The following is an 18,560-nucleotide window of genomic DNA, read 5'->3' as shown; positions in this document are numbered from 1 at the left end:
GCGACACGAGGTATCGCGAAACGTCGTCTAATGCGAGGTGTTCCGTTTGGCTTCGACCATTTCGGACTTCGAATCTGTCGCGGTCGCGGCGTCCAAGCCCGATGCGATCTTCTTCGTCAGCATTTCTTTCAGGTCGTCCTCGGGCTCAAGCGACATGGACTGATACCACTGATATTTCGCCTCGAGTGTCCGACCCACGCGCCAATACGCATCGCCCAGATGGTCGTTGATGATCGGATCGTCCGGCCGCAATTCCACCGCCCGCTCCAGCTGTTCGACCGCCTGGGGCATTTTCCCGAGCCGGTAGTAAGCCCAGCCAAGACTATCCACGTAGTAGCCGTCGTCAGGCTTCAAGCTCACCGCCTTGCGGATGTAGTCCATGGCCTGATCGAGGTTCATCCCCTGATCGACCCAGGAGTAGCCGAGGTAGTTCAGGATGAGCGACTCGTCCGGGTTCAGTTCGAGGGCCTTCTTGAAATCGGCTTCCGCCGCCGGCCAATCCTTCAGCCGTTCGTTGGTCACGCCGCGCGCGTAGTAGAGCGCCCAGTTTCGCTGCGTCGGCTTGTCGACAAGGTCGATTGCCCGCGTGTAGTACTCGCGCGCCTCCTCGTGACGCTCCTTGGAACGGAGGATGCTTCCGAGCGCGTCGAGCGGACGGATATCGTCCGGGTTCTCGGCGATAATCTTCTCGAGGACAGCCTTCGCATCATCGATGCGCTCGAGCGACGCCAGCGCAAACGCCTTCTGAATTTGCACATTCAGCCACAGCGGCGAGGACTCCGGAACGTTCTCGAAGGCGGCGATCTCGTCCTCGTACTTTTCCGCCTCCGAATAGGCCTCCGCGAGCGCGACTTCGGCCAACGGGAAGTCCGGCTTCAGGAGCAACGCGAATTTCAGGTATTGCGTGCCGGTCTCGAGATTCCCCTCGCCGACCGCGACACTGCCGATCCCGTAGAAGACCTCAGCCAAGCCTTCCGACGGGTTGCTGACCACGAGCTCCGGCGTGCCGCCGTTCTCGATGTCTTTCAGCAGGGCCTCGGTTATGGGATGCGGGAGCGTCTTGGCCATGTGCAGCTTGAGCGCCGCGATCGCGAGGTCCTTCCTGTTCCCGCGGGCGGCGTGGCGCGCGTAGGCGTCGACGACCCGCAAGGTTCTGGGATTCCGCTTGAACGCCGCATCGTAGGACTTGCTGGCAAGCTGATGGCGGCCCGCGACGTCGGCAATGAGGGCGCGATGGTACAGCAGGTAGAAATTCGCCCAATTCGCCGTGCTCAGCGCATCCAGCGTGTCGAAAGCCTCTGAGTGTTCGCCTTGTGCTTCCTGGGTCCAAGCGCGCGCAAGCGTCGAGGTCGGATCGACCGTCGGGCCTTGCCGGGCTTCGGAGAAGTGCTCCTCGGCCTTCTTGTAATCGCCCGCCTTGAAGGCATTGATGGCCAGCAGGAACTGGGCGAAGCGATGCGACGGCTCGACCTTGACGAGTTCCTTGGCGAGTTCGGTCGCACGCTCCCAATGACCGGCCCGGGCTTCCAGCAGGAACGCCTGTTCGAGGATGGCCTCGTTCGTCGGATCGGCCGCCAAGGCTCTGGTGTAGAACTTGGCAGCAGCTTCGATGTCGTTGTTATGGCGTGCGATGCGGCCGGCCAGGTAATTGCCGAGAAGGGTCTGGGCGCCCGTCGTCTCCGGCTTTGTCGCCACCACCTCGGAATAGGCAGTCGGAGCCGCGAGAATCGCGATCAAAAGCACTGACCGCAATGCCCATTTGCCCATACGTCCGCTGTCAGGAGTCTTCATTTCGTCGGCCCGGCTTCCGCCGCCCCAAGCTGGTTGGTCCATCGCAATGAGACAGGCTAAGCGCTTTGTCCTGTCATGAAAACTATATTTGGGTTCAAAGGCGGCGCGTTTGTGACCCAATCGCTTGAGCTAGATGAGCATTCTGTAATGTTAACGCGCTACATGTTGGCGTAGTTGGGTCCGTCGCCGCCCTCCGGAACCACCCAGGTGATGTTCTGGGCGGGATCCTTGATGTCGCAAGTCTTACAGTGCACGCAGTTCTGAGCGTTGATCTGGAAACGCACCGAGCCGCCCTCTTCGACGACCTCGTAGACATTGGCCGGGCAATAGCGCTGCGCGGGCTCGTCGTAGTGCGGCAGGTTCTCCTCGATCGGGACGTCTGGATCGGCGAGCTTCAAATGCACCGGCTCGTCCTCGTCGTGGTTGGTGTTGGAGAGGAACACCGACGAGAGGATGTCGAAGGTCAGCTTGTTGTCCGGCTTGGGATAGTCGATCGGCTTCGACTTCGCTGCGGTCCGCAAGCTCGCATAGTCCGGTTTCTTGTGTTTCAGCGTGTGGCCGAGGAACGGGAAAATCGTATTGAGCCACATGTCGAGGCCGCCGAGCATCACCCCGAGCCGCGTTCCGAAACGCGACCAGAGCGGTTTCACGTTGCGAACCTTCTTCAACTCCTTCGCCAACGAGCTCGCCTCGTAGGCCTGGATATACTCCAGCAGCGTATCCGCCGACCGTCCGGCCTCGAGTGCGTCGAACGCCGCCTCCGCGGCCATCATGCCCGAGAGCATGGCGTTGTGAGACCCCTTGATGCGGGGCACGTTCATGAAGCCCGCCGCGCAGCCCACGAGCGCGCCGCCGGGGAACGCAAGCTGCGGCACCGCCTGATAGCCGCCTTCGGTGAGCGCCCTGGCGCCATAGGCCAAACGCTTCCCGCCCTCCAGATGCCGCGCGATCACGGGATTGGTCTTGGAGCGCTGAAACTCCTTGAACGGGTTCAGGTACGGATTTGCGTAGTCGAGATGGACGACGAAGCCCACCGAGACCAGGTTGTCGCCGAAATGATAAAGGAACGAGCCGCCGCCGGTCTTGTCGTCGAGCGGCCAGCCCATCGTGTGCTGCACGAGACCCGGCTGGTGCTTCTCGGCCGGAATCTCCCAGAGTTCCTTCAGGCCGATGCCGAATTTCTGCGGGCCGCTGTCTTCGTCCAGACCGAACTTCTTGATGAGCTGCTTGGTGACCGAGCCGCGCGCGCCTTCGGCAAAGAAGGTATACTTGCCCATCAGCGCCATGCCGGGCGTGAAGCTGTCCTTGTGGCTGCCGTCACGCGCGACGCCTAGGTCGCCGGTGATGACGCCCTCGACGGCGCCTTCCGCGCCGATGATCACATCGGCGACCGCGATGCCCGGATAGACCTCGACCCCGAGCGCCTCGGCCTGCTCGCCGAGCCATTTGGTGAGATTGCTGAGGCTGCCCGCATAGCATCCGTGATTGTTCATCAACGGGGGCATGAACAGGTTGGGCAACCGGATCTCGCCCGCCTCGCCCAGATAGTAGAACAGGTCCTTGGTCACCGCGTCGGTCAGCGGCGCACCCTTTTCGCGCCAATCGGGCATGAGCTTGTTGAGCCCAACGGGGTCAATCACCGCGCCCGAAAGGATATGGGCGCCGATTTCCGACCCTTTTTCCAGAACGACGACGGAGACCTCCTTGTCCTTCTCGGCGGCGAGTTGCTTGAGCCGAATCGCGGCGGACAGACCCGCAGGCCCCCCGCCGACGATCACCACATCGAACTCCATCACGTCCCGTTCGACCTGATCGCTCATCTCAACCCTTTCTGTTCTTGTCGCGCACCCAGCCGCGCCCAGCTGTTTCCACGTCCGTGGCAAATTTGGTGCTAAAGTCTCGTTTATTGCCTTGAACTGACAAATATCGGATCGGCTGTCCCCAAGCAAATGAGTGAAAGCGCCGCAAAACAGTCCTCACCCCTGCTGGAGTGGTATGCCGCCATGGGCGTGGACGAGGCTATCGGGGACGCTCCGGTGGACCGTTTCGCTGCATCCGCCACTTCGCCCCAGCCCCAAGAGCCGGCCGCAAAGGTGCGGAGACCCGATCCGAGGCCGGCGTCCAAGGCCCCACCAACGACCCCACCCAGGGCCAAGCGCCCCGCCGGACCGCCGCCCCAGGCAAACACGCCCGGCCCCACGCTGGATGGGATCGAGACCCTCGCCGCCCTCGAAGAGGCTGCGGCGGCCTTCGACGGCTGCCCCCTGAAACGGACCGCAAAGACGACGTGTTTTGCGCGCGGGAGCGAGCAAGCCAAGGTGATGCTGATCGGGGAGGCGCCGGGCCGCGACGAGGATCTGCAAGGCAAACCCTTCGTCGGGCGGGCCGGCAAGCTTCTGGACAAGATGCTGTCCTCGATCGGCCTCGACGAGACATCCGTCTACATCACCAACACGATCTATTGGCGCCCGCCCGGCAACCGCACGCCGACGCCTCAGGAAATCGCCTCCTGCGCGCCGTTTCTCACGCGCCAGATCGAACTGCTCAAGCCGGAAGTGATCGTGCTGCTCGGCGGCGCGGCCGCCAAGTCCATGCTCGAAACGAGCGAAGGCATCATGCGCCTCAGGGGCAAGTGGAAACTATATCACGCGAAAGATCGCGACATCCCGACCCTTGCGACGTTACATCCTGCCTATCTGCTTCGCTCGCCGGAGGCGAAGCGTTATGCCTGGCGCGACCTGCTCATGCTCAAAGAAAAACTGAGCACCCTCCAATAGTGGCACTCAGCCAAGGCTAGAGGAACATCACCATGTCTGCCCGCATCGACTACACGCGCTCCTTCGTTCCGCTACGCATCGCCGTGCTGACGATCTCGGATACGCGCACGGCGAAGACGGACAAGTCGGGCCCCCTCCTCGTCAAGATGATCGAAGAGGCCGGCCACATCATCGCCGACCGGATGGTGGTATCGGACGATGAGAAATCCATTCGCAAGGCGGTGAAGGCCTGGGTGAAGACGGACGGCATCGATGTCGTCATCACGACCGGCGGGACTGGGTTCACCGGACGCGACGTGACGCCCGAAGCGGTGCGTCCGCTGTTCGACAAAGAGATCGAGGGCTTTTCGGCGCTGTTTCACATGCTCAGCTATCAGACGGTCGGCACGTCGACGGTGCAGAGCCGCGCCTGCGGCGGCCTCGCCAAGGAGACGCTGATCTTCTCCGTGCCCGGATCGCCCGGCGCGTGCGAAGACGCCTGGAACGGCATTCTGAAGTTCCAACTCGACGCGCGCCACCGCCCCTGCTCTTTCGTCGAGCTCCTGCCCCGCCTCGCCGAGGGCAAAAAAGGGAAGAAGGATAAGAAGAAGGGGTAAGCCCATCCAAAAGCGCGCCCCGGAACAGCCGTCGCTCCAACGGAGGCGACACGAGCGGCTTCGATCTGGAGACGAATTGTCCAGCAGCGAACTCGAATTGACCTATCCGCACACGGGGCAGCATTTTCGACAGGTTGTTACCGAGAAGCCACAGCATCCGGCGTCCTCTGGCTTGATCTCTCCCGCGATCGATAGACAATCTGCCCCGCGAGCATAGGATGGACGCGGATACGCGTCCGGAAGGAGGCGGCAATGGGCAACGAGAGCGGGAAAAGTCCGTCCAGCAATCGGATCACCCTGTCGTCAGCTCACTTTGCGGCCCATCTCGATAGCCGTGCGCGCGAGCGCGCGTGGCGGGAGCAGTCGGAAGAAGCGTTCGGCGTGTTTGACGTGACCTGCAGCGAGGACCACCCGTTCGAGGCGCATATCACCCTGACCGGTTTCGGCGCCGTGCAGCTCATGGAAGCCCGCGACACGTTCACCCGCGTCGCCAGGACCGCGCAGAATATCGCCTATGACGGCTCGCACGATTTCTTCCTAAACGTGAACTTCGGCCACGGCGCGACGACGCTAATCAAGCAGCGCGGCCGGGAAATGGAGATCGCCCCAGGGACGATGGGGCTGACCTCGCGGGGCGACCCGGGGCTGCTCGAATGGGAGCCGTTGGGCACCACGTGGGCGGCCTGCGTCCCGCGCACCATGCTGGACGAGCTCCTTAGGAGCCCCGACGACGTTGTCATGCGCGCCATGGATCCACACGCGCCCGCGACGCGGTTCCTGCAAGACTACCTGGCGTTCCTGTTCGCCCGCCACGATGTCGATGACGATCCCGCGGTGACCGACCATGTGGGCCGGACCCTCGCCGACCTCATTGCGCTGGCGCTCGGCGCAACCAGCGACGCGGCTGAGATCGCGGGACTTCGCGGGGTGCGCGCCGCGCGGCTGCAGATGATCCTCGCAGGCATTCAGGACGGCTTCGACGACCCGCAATTTTCGGCGCAAGTCTTGGCCGCGAAACTCGGCCTATCGCCGCGCTATGTCCAGAACCTGCTCAGCGAAACCGGGAGACCTCTTTCGGATCGCGTCGTTGAACTTCGCCTTCAGAAAGCGCGCAAAATGCTGTCGGAGCCGTCTTGCGCCGGCATGAAGGTCGGTGACATCGCCTATGCGTGCGGCTTCAACGAGGTCCCCTACTTCAACAGGCGCTTCCGCAGCCGCTTCGGCGCGTCACCGACGGAATATCGGCCATTGTAGCCTCGGCACCCACGAGCTGACGCACAAAGGCAGCGTGTCTTTGCCGCAACAGCTGGTTCAAAAGCCTCATTCTTGGTGAATTGGCGACAAGCTGCTTGCGCGATCCGACAAATACGATTGGGCAAGGACAAACTAAGGTGCCTCCGAGAACCGTGGATACAGGGCGAATCGGGGGGACCAGAAATGACGGCAGTCCGCGAGACATGGGGCAGTTGAGCGGGACCTCGCGGCGGCGCCGGTTGCTGCTGTCGTCGGCGGCCCTGATGGGCACGCTGACCGGCTATGCCCGGGACACTTACGCCGCCACCAACTGCACCTATGCGGGACTGGTGGGCAACACGGCGCTGTACACGTGCTCCGGGGCTCACAACGCGCCCGAGACGATCACGCACAACAACACGACAAGCCTCGCGGTCAGCGTCCCCGAAGGTGACTACTTCAGAAACGGCACGCCGGGGTCTCTTGTGAGTCCCAATGCTCTGGTCATCACGGGCTACGGGGCCGTGTCGTTCATCGATCCCAACGCGGCCTCTTACCTCTATGCGGAGAGGGACGGCTTAAGAATCACCTCCAGCGGCGACACGGTCGGCGCGACCCCCGGCAGCGTCTACGTCAACACGGCCGCGACGATCTACTCCAGGATCAGAGAAGGCCTCGAAGCCCGGAACCACGGATCGGGGTCCATCGAAGTCAAGGCGAGCGGCAACGTCACCGGTTACGACAGCGGGATCGTCGTCAGGGACTACGGCAACAGCACGGCTTCGATCACGGCGACGGGCGTTGTCACCAGCACCAACGGGTTCGGCGTCAGAGGCTATACCGGCGCGAACAACACGGGGCTGACCATCAACGCCGCCGAGGTCATGGGCGACCTGAGAGGCATCGACGCGAGCCATAACGGTGGCGGCATGCTGCAAATCACGGCGACGGGCGCCGTTACCGGAACCGATGAGTTTGGCATCCATGGCTATAGCGGTGCGGACAGCACGGGTCAGACCATTACGGCGCACAAGACCGTCACGGGATATCGCGCGGGTATCCAGGGAACTCACGAAGGATCCGGCGTTCTCTCCATCACGGCGACAGGCGATATGATCGCGACGGGCAACGGCTTTGCTTACCAAGGCATTGCCGCCTATACCGGTCTCGCCAGCTCCGGCCTCACCGTCAATGCCGTCAACGCCGAAGGGGCGGAAGGCATCCGCGCCTACCATGCCGGCACCGGCAGCATCGAGGTCACCGCGACGGGAACCGTCACGGGACGCGGGTCACTCGGAATTCTCGCGGCTGCACTGGACAACCAGGCGGGCGCGATGACCATCAACGCGAACGAGGTCACGGGCGCGTTGGTTGGCATCCATGCCGACCACTATTATGGGAGTGGCGCTCTCACGGTCACCGCGACGGGCGCGGTCACAGGTAACATTCTCCACGGGATCATCGCGGCCGGAGGGCGCAACACCGAGGGCGTGACCGTCAATGCGGCCGCGGTCACGGGCGGCGACGAAGCCATCCAGGCGGAGCTCCAGGGGTCTGGCGCTCTTTCGGTTACAACGACGGGCGCCGTCGACGGTGTCAGCTACGGCGTCCACACAACGAACGAAGGCACTGGCGCGACCGAGATCACCACCAAGGCCGCCGTCACCGCCACGAATGGCGAAGGCATCTTCGCCTTCGGCGACTCGAACACCACGAGCATGACGATCCATGCGGGTGCGGTCACGGGCAGCAACAAGGGCATCAACGCCGACCATATTGGTCGGGGCGCGCTAGAAATCATCGCGACGGGAGCCGTCACCGGCACGAACGAGTTCGGTATCAAGGCCTATAGCGCTCAGGGCACGGGGCTAACGATCAGGGCGGACAACAACGTCACGGGCCATCGGGCTATCTACGCAATGCACCGAGGCTCCGGCGCTCTAACCATCACGACAAGGGGCGATGCCACCGGCACCGTTCTCCAAGGCATCTTCGCCTATACCAGTTACGACAGCTCCAGCCTGACTATCAATGCCGTCAATGCCAAAGGGTCCGAGGGCATTCAAGCCGATCATGCGGGGTCCGGCCCGCTTTCGATCGTGACGCATGGCGCGGTTGTGGGGGATTCCTTGGGCGTCCACGCCCTTAACTTTGGCAGCGGCGTGACCAACATCACGGTCAATGCTGGCAGCTCGGTGACCAGCAAGGGCCCAGGCGGAAACGACTTCTCCATCGAAAGCTCCCTTGCGCCAACAAACCTGACCGTGGCGGGCGCGTTGAATGGCGGGGGCGGCGGCGCGGTGCTTTTCGATCAAGGCCAGGCGCTCGACGACCGGGTCGAGTTGCATCCCACGGCGCAGATTACCGGCAATGTCTTCGCCGGGCCCGGCATCGACACACTGGCTTTTGGCGGCTCGGGCAATGGGGCGTTCAACCTGTCCAAGATCGATACGGGCGCGGCCACGAAGCAGTTCCAGAGCTTCGAGACGTTCCGTTTGGAAAGCGGCGCCTGGAGCTTCAACGGGACGACGACGGCCGCATTCACGCAAACGGGCGGCACCTTGGGCGGCAACCCCACGTTCGGCGGGTTGAACGTGCTTGGCGGCACGCTGGCGCCCGGCAACTCCATCGGCACCGTGACCGTCAACGGCGCGTTCTCCATGGCGGCGGCGTCGACGTTTGAGGTTGAAGTGGATGCTGCAGGCAACAACGACAAAGTCGTCGTGCATGGCACGGTGAACCTCACCGGCGCGACGCTCAAAGTGCTGGCCGCGGGCGGCAACTACAAGGACAGTACCGACTACACGATCATCGCCAATGACGGCACGGATTCCGTCAAAGGCACGTTCGGGAGCGTCTTCACCAATCTCGCGTTCTTGATCCCGACCGTCGACTATACGGGCGGCACGGGCAACGACGTGGTGCTCAACCTGGAGCGCAACGCCACGCTGTTCCAGGACGTCGCCAAGACCAAGAACCAAAAGGCCGTGGCTGGGGCACTGGATCAGTTCCCCACTGACAATCCGTTGTTCCTGGCCGTGCTGAACCAAACGGCTTCGGGTGCGCGCCAGGCGTTCGATGCGCTGTCCGGCGAGATCCACGCGACCGTGGCGGGGACTCTCGTGGACGATAGCCGCTACGCGCGCGAGGCGGTGCTCGGCCGCATGATGCAGGCGGGCCATCAAGGCGGCGCGCTCGGGTCCGGCGGGCCGCAGGTCGCAAGTCGCGGTGCGACTTACGATGCGAGTGCCATGCGGCTCGGCAGCAAGTTCATCGGCGAAGAGATGGCGGCCGAACCTGCGACGCAACCGCTCGCCTTCTGGACCCAAGGCTACGGCGCCTGGGGCACGTTCGACGGCGACGGCAATGCCGCCACGACGGATCGCAATCTCGGCGGTTTCCTCTCCGGCATGGATGCGAGCGTTGGCGGCTCCTGGCGCGTGGGTGTCGCCACCGGCGCGTCGTTCTCCGACGTCAGTGTCGACCAACGCTATAGCGGCGCCAACACCACGACCTATCATCTCGGCGGCTACGTCAACGGCGCGGTGTCGGGCTTTGCCTTACGCGGTGGCGGGCTCTGGGCCTGGAGCGACATCGAGACCTCGCGCGCCGTCGTGTTCCCCGGCTTCTTCGAGCGGCAGAAGGCCGACTACGACGCCGACACGGGCCAGCTCTTCGGCGAGATCGCGTATCCGACCCAAATTGGCGGTGTCGAACTCGAACCGTTCGCGGGGCTCGCCTACGTGTCCGTCGAGACCAGCGGCTTCAAGGAAAAGGGCGGCCCGCAAGCGAGCTTAAGCACGACCGGCGTCAACCAGGACGTGGGCTACACGACGGTCGGCCTGCGCGCAGCCCATACGATGACGTGGGGCGCCATGCAGGTGACGCCCCATGTCGAGGCGGCCTGGCTCCATGCCTTCGACGACATCACGCCCGGCGCGTCACTGGCCTTTGCCACGACCGGCATCGGCTTTTCCATCGACGGCGTGCCGCTGGCTGAAGACTCCGCGCTCTTGGATGCAGGCGTCGACTTTGCCTTGAGCGATCGCCTCTCAGCCGGCGTCTCCTACCAAGGCCAATACGCGGACAGCCTCGAAGACAACGCCGTCAAAGGCCGCCTCACCTGGTTGTTCAACTAGCGCTCAAGTAGCCGCTAGGCGATAGCGCCACCAACAACTCGCTCAAGTAGGCCGAATGAGGCGCTCGGCGAAGGCGCGCTGGCTCTCCAAGTCGTCGGCGGTGTCCACATCGCTCAGCGTGGCTGTGAACGCGATCTTCCGCCCTTTCAGGTTCGCGCACGTGGCCGCAAGCGCTTGATCCGTGGACCACGGCACATCATCAAAGGGGGCGAGCCGACCGGGACTTCGCTTGAACCCGACCAGCCAATAGCCGCCGTCTTGCGCCGGGCCGAACACGGCGTCCGCCTGGCCAAGCAGCCGGAAGGCATCGGCGATATGGGTGCGAGAGATCCCCGGGATATCGCTGCCGACGAGCACGACCGGGCCCGAAGGCATGCGATCGAACAATGTCTGCATGCGGTCTTCGAGATCGCCTTGACCTTGGGGAATGCGCGATATGCGCGGCCATGACGGCCAGCAGGAACCCGCAAGCGCAGAATCGGGCGTAACCGCGAGGTAGGTCCGCCAGCGCGGATCGGTCCCGAGCCGCATCAGGGTGTGGCGCAACGTCGTGCGTTGGAACCGCGCGGCCGCGACGGCGCCAATGCCGCGCGCGAGGCGCCGCTTCACGGCGCCGGCTTTCGGCTGCTTGGCCATGACGATGAGGCTTGGCGCGATGAGACTTGGCACGACAAGACTTGGCACGAAGGCGGAGGCGCCTCTGCGGCGTCCGCTCCTCACCGGCCGCTACTCGTAGAGCCGGGCTAGAACCCGCGGCGGAACGCGCAGGAGATAGAGCAGCATCAGCCCGAAGTTGCGGCAGCTGCGCATCAGATAGCCGTCTTCCTGATAGCGCTTGGCGCTGGTGACGGCACGCGTCCTCAACCCATACAGTTCGCGGCGCTTTAGCCGGCGCACAAGATCCACGTCCTCCATCAGCGGCAGCGGACGAAAGCCCCCGAGCCGCTGATAGTGTGTCCGCGAGATGAGGAGGCCCTGGTCGCCATAGGGCAGCGAGAGCAGCATGCAGCGCAGGCCCACCATCATTTCGATGAGCCGCGGCATGAAACCTTCATCGTCGAGCGCAAAGCGGAAATAGGCGGCCGCAGGCTTGCGCCGTCCCATCTCGATGCGCTCGATGAAGTTCGTGACCTCGTTGACCCAGCCCGGATCAAGCACGGTGTCAGCATGCAGGAACAGCAGCCAGTTCCCCTTTGCCGCCGCGGCGCCCGCTTCCATCTGCGTGCCTCGGCCCCGCGGCGCTTGCACCAAGTGGACGCCGGCAGCATCCGCAACCACATAGGTGTCGTCGGTCGAACCACCATCAGCGATGATGGCTTCTTGCACGATCCCTTCGACCACGGCCGGGACCAGCGCCGACAAGGTCGGCACCAGGACACGTTCAGCATTGAGAGTTGGGATAATGACCGAAATCATGGGGCGGACTATAGCGACTGCCGGGGCCACAGCAATCGCAACGTAGGGCCCAATCCGGGCTCAAGATCATGTGTTCTTGATTTGTTCCCATGGTGCGCCTATATTGCGCGCATGAGTGTCGCTATCCGCAAGCCTAGCCGCGAGGAAAGCCTGCCCCATGAGGCTGGCGGGATCGCCTATGCGCGCCGTCACGGGCGGGGCGCGCAGACCAACCGGTCAGGACGTTTCGAGGCCAGGACCTACGAACCCGTGGACGATGGCTGGGAGTCCCTCGGCGATCTCGAGGCGTTGCGGACCGAGGTGCAGGAAGTCCCGGCCCGGCGCATCATTACCAAGAACGACTCGCCGGATATCGGCTTCGACCGCTCAATCAACCCCTATCGGGGTTGCGAGCATGGCTGCGTCTACTGTTTCGCACGCCCGACGCATGCTTTTTTGGGCATGTCTCCTGGCCTCGACTTCGAGACCAAGCTCTTCGCCAAGACCAACGCCGCGCAGGCTCTGGAGCGGGAACTCGCCGCCCCTGGATATGAGCCCCGCATGATCGCCATCGGGTCAAATACCGACCCGTATCAGCCCGTCGAGCGGCGCTACCGCATCATGCGGCGTATTCTGGAAGTGCTGAGTGAGACCAACCACCCGGTGGGTATCGTCACCAAGTCGGCGCTCGTCCTGCGCGACCTCGACATCCTTCAATCCATGGCGGAACGCGGCCTCGTGAAGGTGGCGCTTTCGGTCACCACGCTGGACAGGCAGCTGGCGCGGACGATGGAGCCGCGCGCGAGCACGCCGGACAAGCGCCTGGAGGCCGTGGAGACGCTCTCGAATGCCGGCATTCCCACCTCCGTGATGGTCGCCCCAGTCGTGCCGGGGCTTACCGATGCGGAGATCGAACGTATCCTGGAGCGCGCGTCCGCTGCCGGGGCCCGGGAGGCCGGCTATATCCTGCTTCGGCTGCCGCTCGAGATCGGCGATCTCTTCGTCGAATGGCTGCGGGCCAACTGCCCCGACCGCGCCGACCGCGTGCTGTCCCTGATGCGGCAGACCCGGGGTGGGAAGCTCTACGATTCGGAGTGGCACAGCCGCATGGAGGGCGACGGACCGTATGCCTGGATGATCGGCCGGCGGTTTCAGATGGCCGCCGAACGGCTCGGCCTCGACAAGCGCCATAAATTGCGCACCGACCTGTTCACGCCCCCAACCCTACCCGGCCAGCAGCTCAGCCTGCTCTGAGGCCTTTTCCACAGTGCAGGTCTAGTCCGGCCATAGGCAGTTGCGCTTGCGGCGGTGTTCGTCCGACAGTTCCGGCATGGAATCGCCATCGCCCCCGCAAGCCTGCCTGCCGAACTTCGATCTCGAAGCGAAGATGATGGATCTTCACGGTGTGCCCGTGGCGGGTGTCGACGAGGCGGGGCGCGGACCCTGGGCCGGTCCCGTTGTCGTGGCTGCGGTTGTTCTCGATCCCGATCGTATCCCCGACGGACTAAACGACTCGAAACTCCTCACCGCGCAGGCCCGCGAGGATCGCTATGAGGAGATCGTGGCGACGGCGCGCGTCTCGGTCGTCATCGGGCAGGTGCGCCGCATCGATCGCGACAACATACTGCAAGCCACCTTGTGGGGCATGCGCACGGCATTTCGCAGTTTGGAGATTCCCAATGCCGCTGCGCTGGTCGACGGCAATGCCGTTCCAAAGCGCTTTCCCGGCAAAGTCCGGGCCGTGATCGGCGGCGACGGAAAATCGCTCTCGATCGCCGCCGCCTCCATCGTGGCGAAGGTGACCCGCGACCGGATTATGGTGAAGCTCGCCAAACGCTATCGCGGCTATGGCTGGGAGAACAACAAGGGCTACGGCACGCCGGAACATGCCAGCGGCATCGAACGGCACGGCCTGTGCCCGCACCATCGCCGCTCCTTCGCGCCAATCCAACGCATTCTAGCGGAAGGCTGCGAAATGGTTGGTGCCGGGGACGACTAAGACCGATGGCTGATTGGGCCGAAGACGCGTTGGCACCGCGCCGCAGCGACAGTGAGGAGAGCCTATCCTGGGTTGTTGCCCGCTTGGGGCGTCCACCCGGTCGAAGCGCCATGCTGGTCAGGCAGTCGCCACCCAACCGCGAAAGGAGAAGGCGGCATAGAACAATGCGACATCGGAGAATCCAGCCTCACGCAGCAGTTCTTCTTCTCCGGCCGGGTCGACCAGCGGCAGGCGTTCGGCTATCGTTTGGCCCGTGGCTCTTGCCCGCGCCCAATCGCAGTCATCGCGATCGCCGAAGGCGGCCGAACGCGCCATCCAATGCTCGATGTCAGTCCCGGGCGGTGCGTGATGGGCGACAACGAGGCCTGCGTCCGGTTTCAGACGGCACCGAATTTCCCGCAACGTCCTCAGTCTCTCGCTGCGGTCAAGAAAGTGGAGCGTCAGGAGGCACGTTGCACCGTCGAACGGACCGGCCGGTGCTCCTTCGACGGTGCCCTCCACGAGGTTGACGCGATCGGCAAAGGGTACGACAGCGAGCCGCGCGAGGTCCAACATGGCGCGCGATGGGTCGACGCCGGTAAAGCGCCAATCCGGCCGTAACGTAGCCATCGACTTGAGCTCCAACCCGCCGCCAGCGCCAACGACAAGCACATGGGCTCCGGCCGGCGCATGTTCCGAAAGAAGCAGAGTCGCCATGCGATGGAGATCGGCCAACCCCGGAACCTTGCGCGGAGCATCCTCCGCATAAGACGCTACGGCCTCCGGGTTCGCGAAAGGTGAAGCTAGAAGTTTGTGTTGCGTCATGCGTCTGCCTCAAAACGAACGGTCGCTAGCCCACGGTTGGACGAAGTCGGAATGTACATGCGGCTCCATTTCATGTAGCAGATCGAGCTACGTGAAGGAATGCAAGTCACGTATCTTTCGAAGTTACATATGTCAATGGCGCTTAGCCGCGCATGGCCGACGGAAGGTGGCACGTTGAACAAGGACACTCGGCTATCCGACGTTCTCCATGTTCTCGTGCACATGGAGCAAGTGGGAGAGCCACTCACCTCCAAAGTGCTGGCACGAAGCATGGGCACAAACCCGGCCGTGTTCCGGCGTACCATGGCGGGCCTGCGCGATGCGGGTCTTGTCCACTCGGGCAAGGGGCATGGCGGGGGGTGGCAGCTGGCCCGCCCATTGCGGCAGGTCACGCTCTTGGCCGTCTACGAGGCGCTTGGCCGTCCCAAGCTTTTCGCCATCGGCAATCGCAGCGGTAATCCGGACTGCCTGGTGGAACAGAACGTCAATGCAGTCATGCAGGACACGATGGCCGAGGCGGAAGCGTTGTTTGTCGAACGCTTCGGCACGATCACGCTGGATGAGATAGCCCCGCGCCGGCCGGTGCCGATCTCGGTCCATGCCAAGATATGACACTCGTCTTCGACCGATCAATCCGAGTCATCGGTGTTGCGACGAGGCTCCCCTTCGAGCCAGTCGGCGATGCGGCCGGCGATCTCGTCGGCGCCCTCTTCCACCACCAGCATGTGGGCGTGGCCTTCGAGCGCCCAGAACGGACTCCCGGGATAGGCGTCCGCCGTTTCTTTCGCCGCAGCCAGAGGCACGACATTGTCCTCGGTGCCGGACAGGGTCAGGACCGGACAGGCTACGGCCGCCGTATCGACTGCGGCCGCGGCCGTACGGTCGAACATCCAGAAGAACAGCTCGAACAGGGCCCGGCCGGACTCGGGCCCGAACGCCTCGAACACTTGTCTTTGCCTGTCCGGCGGCAGGCGGTTGAGTCTGATCGCGGAGGCGATCTCGAAATTCGGATCGAAGGCGCGCGTCCAAAAGGCCCCTAGCGACATCAAGTCTTGGCAAAGCTGCTTCTGTCCGTCCGTAGACGGCAGAATGCCCGCGCGCGGCGCCGGGCTCGCCAGGACGAGCTTCTCGGCAAGTCCTTCGGCGGCGAGCTGCTGCGCGATGACCGCCCCCAAAGAATGACCTAGCAGGATCGGCTTTTTCGGGAGCGCAGCGACGAGATCGCGCATCTGGGTGCGGTAGTCGCTGATGCCGACGCCGGTGAGCTTTTGGATTCCGTTCGCCTTGTCGGCCCCGTGCCCGATGAGATCAGGCGTCAGGCACTCGAACCCGCGCGCCTCGAACACGGCCCTAAAGGGGTCAAAGCACCAGCCGCCGCAATTGACGCCGTGCACCATGACGATCGTGTCTGCCATGTCGCTCTCCCAGCCGAACCTTTCGTTGCGCGCCCCGCTCCACGCCGTTTAGCGGATTAAGGCCGCCTTTACCCCACTCGGCCAGCATGGGCCGGTCTTGCCCTGTACAGGTTCTTGCCGAGTACAGCATGGCAAGCGCGTGTGTGTATTGCGTAACGCGAGTGAATATCATGGCTATGGGGGATACGGGGAAGCAGCTGCTTCCGCGCAACAAGATCATTGTGGGTGATTGCATCGAGGAGGTCGAGAAGCTTCCCGCCGAGAGCATCGATCTCGTCTTTGCCGATCCGCCATACAATCTTCAGCTCGCGAACGAGCTCTACCGCCCGAACAACAGCCGCGTCGACGGCGTCGATGACGACTGGGACAAGTTCTCCAGCTTCGAGTCCTATGACCGCTTTACCCGCGATTGGCTGGCCGCGTGCCGCCGCGTGCTGAAGCCGACGGGCAGCCTCTGGGTGATCGGCAGCTATCACAACATCTTCCGCGTCGGGACCGCACTTCAGGACCTCGGCTACTGGGTGCTGAACGACGTGATCTGGCGCAAGACAAACCCGATGCCGAACTTTCGCGGCCGGCGGTTCACCAACGCGCACGAGACGATGATCTGGGCCTCCACGGGGCAGAAGGCGCGCTACACGTTCAACTACGAATCCATGAAGGCGCTGAACGAGGACCTGCAGATGCGGTCCGACTGGCTGCTGCCGATCTGCTCGGGCGCCGAGCGCTTGAAACAGGATGGGCGCAAGACCCATCCGACGCAAAAGCCGGAAGCGCTGCTGCAACGGGTGATCCTGGCAGCGAGCCATCCGGGCGATGTGATCCTCGACCCGTTCATGGGCTCGGGTACGACGGCCGTCGCCGCCAAGCGCCTGGGTCGCTCCTTTGTCGGCATCGAACGCGAGAAGACTTATGCCAAAGCGGCGCGCGACCGTCTCAAGTCCGTCGAGACGCTCGATCCTGCTTCGTTGCAGGTCGCCAAAGGCAAGCGGGCCGAGACCCGCGTCCCGTTCGGAGCGATTGTCGAGCTCGGCCTATTGTCGCCGGGAACCGCCCTGTACGACCCGGCGGCGCGCCACGAGGCCAAGGTGCGTGCGGACGGATCCATTGCCTGCCGCGGCGCGCAAGGATCCATTCACAAGATCGGCGCCCATGTGCAAGGAGCGATGGCCTGCAACGGCTGGACTTTCTGGCACTACGAGGCCGGCGGCTCGCTCAAGCCGATCGACGATTTGCGCGCCGAGGCGCGCCAGAAGCTGGCTTCCTAGCGTCACGCCTTTTCGAAACGGCGCCCTCGTCCAGCGCATGGGCGAGGACCTTCCGCATGACCGTCGGTAACGCTGCCGCAGGCAGGTCGCGTTGCCTCACCCAACGGCAGCGCGCCGGTTCCGCCGCGTTCAGCAGCTCAGCATCGCGCGCGGCGTCCACTCTGTAGACCGTCAGTTCGAGATGAAAATGCGTGAAGGTGTGGGAGACAATGCCCGGCATCCTCTTCCAAGGCGCGTTCAGGGGCGCATGCGCTTCGGCATCCTCCGACGGCGGGCCCTCTTCCCACGGGGTCGATGGCGCCTCCAGCATGCCGCCCAAGAGGCCTTTCGGCGGCCGTTCACGCAGGAGCACCGCACCGTCCTCGCGGATCGCGACGAAGGCAGTCCCGCGGCGGGTCGGACGCTCTGCCTTCGCCGCCTTGTACGGGAGTTGCTCGGCAATGCCTGCCGCGAACCCGCAACAGCTCGGCCGCACCGGACAAAGCCCGCAGGCGGGGTTCCGAGGTGTGCAGATCATTGCGCCGAGATCCATCATGGCCTGGGCGAAGTCCCCAGCATGCGTCTCGGGCGTCAGTTGTTCGGCAAGCGCCTTGATCTGCGGCTTCGCCGCCGGCAGCGGCGTCTCGATGGCGAAGAGCCTGGCCAGGACCCGCTCGATATTCCCGTCGACTGGGGAAGCCTTCCGGCCGAAGGCAATCGCGGCGATCGCGGCGGCCGTATAGGCGCCGATGCCGGGCAGCTTGCCCAAGCCCTCCTCCGTGTCGGGAAAACGGCCCCCATGCTCCCCCGACACCACGCGGGCGCAGGCATGGAGATTTCGGGCGCGGGCGTAGTAGCCGAGGCCGGCCCAGGCGGCGAGGACGGTGCCAAGATCGGCCTGAGCGAGCGCGTCCACATCCGGCCAGCGTCGAACGAAGTCGATGAAGCGCGGCGTCACCGACTTGACGGTGGTTTGCTGCAGCATGACCTCGCTCAGCCACACCTTATAGGGATCTTGCAGCCTTCCAGGCGGCGCACGCCACGGCAGTGCCCGGCCCTCGCGCCGGTACCAAGCCAGCAGCGCAGGCGCGATCTCGGTTCCCGCAGCGTCCGTGTGAACGTCTTGCATAAGTCCTCATGCCACGCGCAATCGCCCCGCGCCAT

Annotated in this window: 15 protein-coding genes; 8 read left to right on the top strand and 7 right to left on the bottom strand. The window is 63.9% G+C overall.

The window, feature by feature from the left end; translation table 11 throughout:
* Positions 1 to 27 precede the first annotated feature (27 nt).
* Together GL4_RS04970 and GL4_RS04965 are read right to left on the bottom strand one after the other, a co-directional pair.
* Positions 28 to 1,833, bottom strand: coding sequence for a tetratricopeptide repeat protein (locus GL4_RS04970; protein WP_052464136.1), 1,806 nt, complete (start codon positions 1,831 to 1,833; stop codon positions 28 to 30).
* Positions 1,834 to 1,949: 116 nt separating this feature from the next.
* Positions 1,950 to 3,611 carry an electron transfer flavoprotein-ubiquinone oxidoreductase gene (locus GL4_RS04965; protein WP_045365207.1) on the bottom strand — a complete coding sequence of 554 codons (1,662 nt, stop codon included), beginning with the start codon at positions 3,609 to 3,611 and terminating at the stop codon, positions 1,950 to 1,952.
* Positions 3,612 to 3,740: 129 nt separating this feature from the next.
* On the opposite strand from GL4_RS04965, the gene GL4_RS04960 reads away from it, so the two are divergent.
* The 4 genes from GL4_RS04960 (at position 3,741) to GL4_RS04945 (ending at position 10,536) form a co-directional block, all read left to right on the top strand.
* Positions 3,741 to 4,568 carry a uracil-DNA glycosylase gene (locus tag GL4_RS04960; protein ID WP_045365204.1) on the top strand — a complete coding sequence of 276 codons (828 nt, stop codon included), beginning with the start codon at positions 3,741 to 3,743 and terminating at the stop codon, positions 4,566 to 4,568.
* Positions 4,569 to 4,600: 32 nt separating this feature from the next.
* Positions 4,601 to 5,164, top strand: coding sequence for a molybdenum cofactor biosynthesis protein B (gene moaB / locus GL4_RS04955; protein WP_045365201.1), 564 nt, complete (start codon positions 4,601 to 4,603; stop codon positions 5,162 to 5,164).
* A gap of 252 nt (positions 5,165 to 5,416) precedes the next feature.
* Complete coding sequence (locus GL4_RS16570; RefSeq protein WP_052464135.1) at positions 5,417 to 6,418, top strand: AraC family transcriptional regulator; 1,002 nt, start codon at positions 5,417 to 5,419, stop codon at positions 6,416 to 6,418.
* Between the two features lie 203 nt (positions 6,419 to 6,621).
* Entirely contained in the window at positions 6,622 to 10,536 is a 3,915-nt protein-coding gene (locus GL4_RS04945; protein ID WP_045365198.1) for an autotransporter domain-containing protein, read from the top strand.
* 42 nt (positions 10,537 to 10,578) lie between these two features.
* Here the strand turns inward: GL4_RS04945 and GL4_RS04940 are convergent, their stop codons facing one another.
* Both GL4_RS04940 and GL4_RS04935 read right to left on the bottom strand, forming a co-directional pair.
* Positions 10,579 to 11,220 carry a TIGR04282 family arsenosugar biosynthesis glycosyltransferase gene (locus GL4_RS04940; protein WP_244462682.1) on the bottom strand — a complete coding sequence of 214 codons (642 nt, stop codon included), beginning with the start codon at positions 11,218 to 11,220 and terminating at the stop codon, positions 10,579 to 10,581.
* A gap of 42 nt (positions 11,221 to 11,262) precedes the next feature.
* Entirely contained in the window at positions 11,263 to 11,952 is a 690-nt protein-coding gene (locus GL4_RS04935; RefSeq protein WP_045365192.1) for a TIGR04283 family arsenosugar biosynthesis glycosyltransferase, read from the bottom strand.
* Positions 11,953 to 12,063: 111 nt separating this feature from the next.
* Here GL4_RS04935 and GL4_RS04930 point away from each other — a divergent pair, with 111 nt between their 5' ends.
* The gene (locus tag GL4_RS04930; RefSeq protein ID WP_052464134.1) at positions 12,064 to 13,185 is read left to right on the top strand and encodes a PA0069 family radical SAM protein; all 1,122 of its coding nucleotides are present in this window, start codon (positions 12,064 to 12,066) and stop codon (positions 13,183 to 13,185) included.
* A 76-nt stretch (positions 13,186 to 13,261) separates the two neighbouring features.
* Positions 13,262 to 13,930, top strand: a complete 669-nt coding sequence (locus GL4_RS04925; RefSeq protein ID WP_082025481.1) for a ribonuclease HII — start codon at positions 13,262 to 13,264, stop codon at positions 13,928 to 13,930.
* 117 nt (positions 13,931 to 14,047) lie between these two features.
* Here GL4_RS04925 and GL4_RS04920 read toward each other — a convergent pair whose 3' ends face one another.
* Entirely contained in the window at positions 14,048 to 14,626 is a 579-nt protein-coding gene (locus tag GL4_RS04920) for a class I SAM-dependent methyltransferase (protein WP_342016321.1), read from the bottom strand.
* Positions 14,627 to 14,908: 282 nt separating this feature from the next.
* On the opposite strand from GL4_RS04920, the gene GL4_RS04915 reads away from it, so the two are divergent.
* Entirely contained in the window at positions 14,909 to 15,346 is a 438-nt protein-coding gene (locus GL4_RS04915) for an Rrf2 family transcriptional regulator (protein ID WP_082025768.1), read from the top strand.
* A 17-nt stretch (positions 15,347 to 15,363) separates the two neighbouring features.
* Here GL4_RS04915 and GL4_RS04910 read toward each other — a convergent pair whose 3' ends face one another.
* Complete coding sequence (locus GL4_RS04910) at positions 15,364 to 16,149, bottom strand: alpha/beta fold hydrolase (RefSeq protein WP_045365184.1); 786 nt, start codon at positions 16,147 to 16,149, stop codon at positions 15,364 to 15,366.
* A 170-nt stretch (positions 16,150 to 16,319) separates the two neighbouring features.
* Between GL4_RS04910 and GL4_RS04905 the strand changes: the two genes are divergently transcribed.
* The gene (locus GL4_RS04905; RefSeq protein ID WP_280136141.1) at positions 16,320 to 17,417 is read left to right on the top strand and encodes a site-specific DNA-methyltransferase; all 1,098 of its coding nucleotides are present in this window, start codon (positions 16,320 to 16,322) and stop codon (positions 17,415 to 17,417) included.
* Here the strand turns inward: GL4_RS04905 and mutY are convergent.
* Positions 17,365 to 18,525: an A/G-specific adenine glycosylase gene (gene mutY / locus GL4_RS04900; protein ID WP_082025479.1), complete on the bottom strand. Its 1,161-nt coding sequence runs from the start codon at positions 18,523 to 18,525 to the stop codon at positions 17,365 to 17,367. The two genes, GL4_RS04905 and mutY, sit on opposite strands and share 53 nt — an antisense overlap.
* Positions 18,526 to 18,560 lie beyond the last annotated feature (35 nt).

Source organism: Methyloceanibacter caenitepidi (assembly GCF_000828475.1).
Taxonomy (GTDB): Bacteria; Pseudomonadota; Alphaproteobacteria; order Rhizobiales; family Methyloligellaceae; genus Methyloceanibacter; species Methyloceanibacter caenitepidi.
Note: the sequence above shows the minus strand (reverse complement) of the source record. Positions and strands in the feature narration are given on the sequence as shown.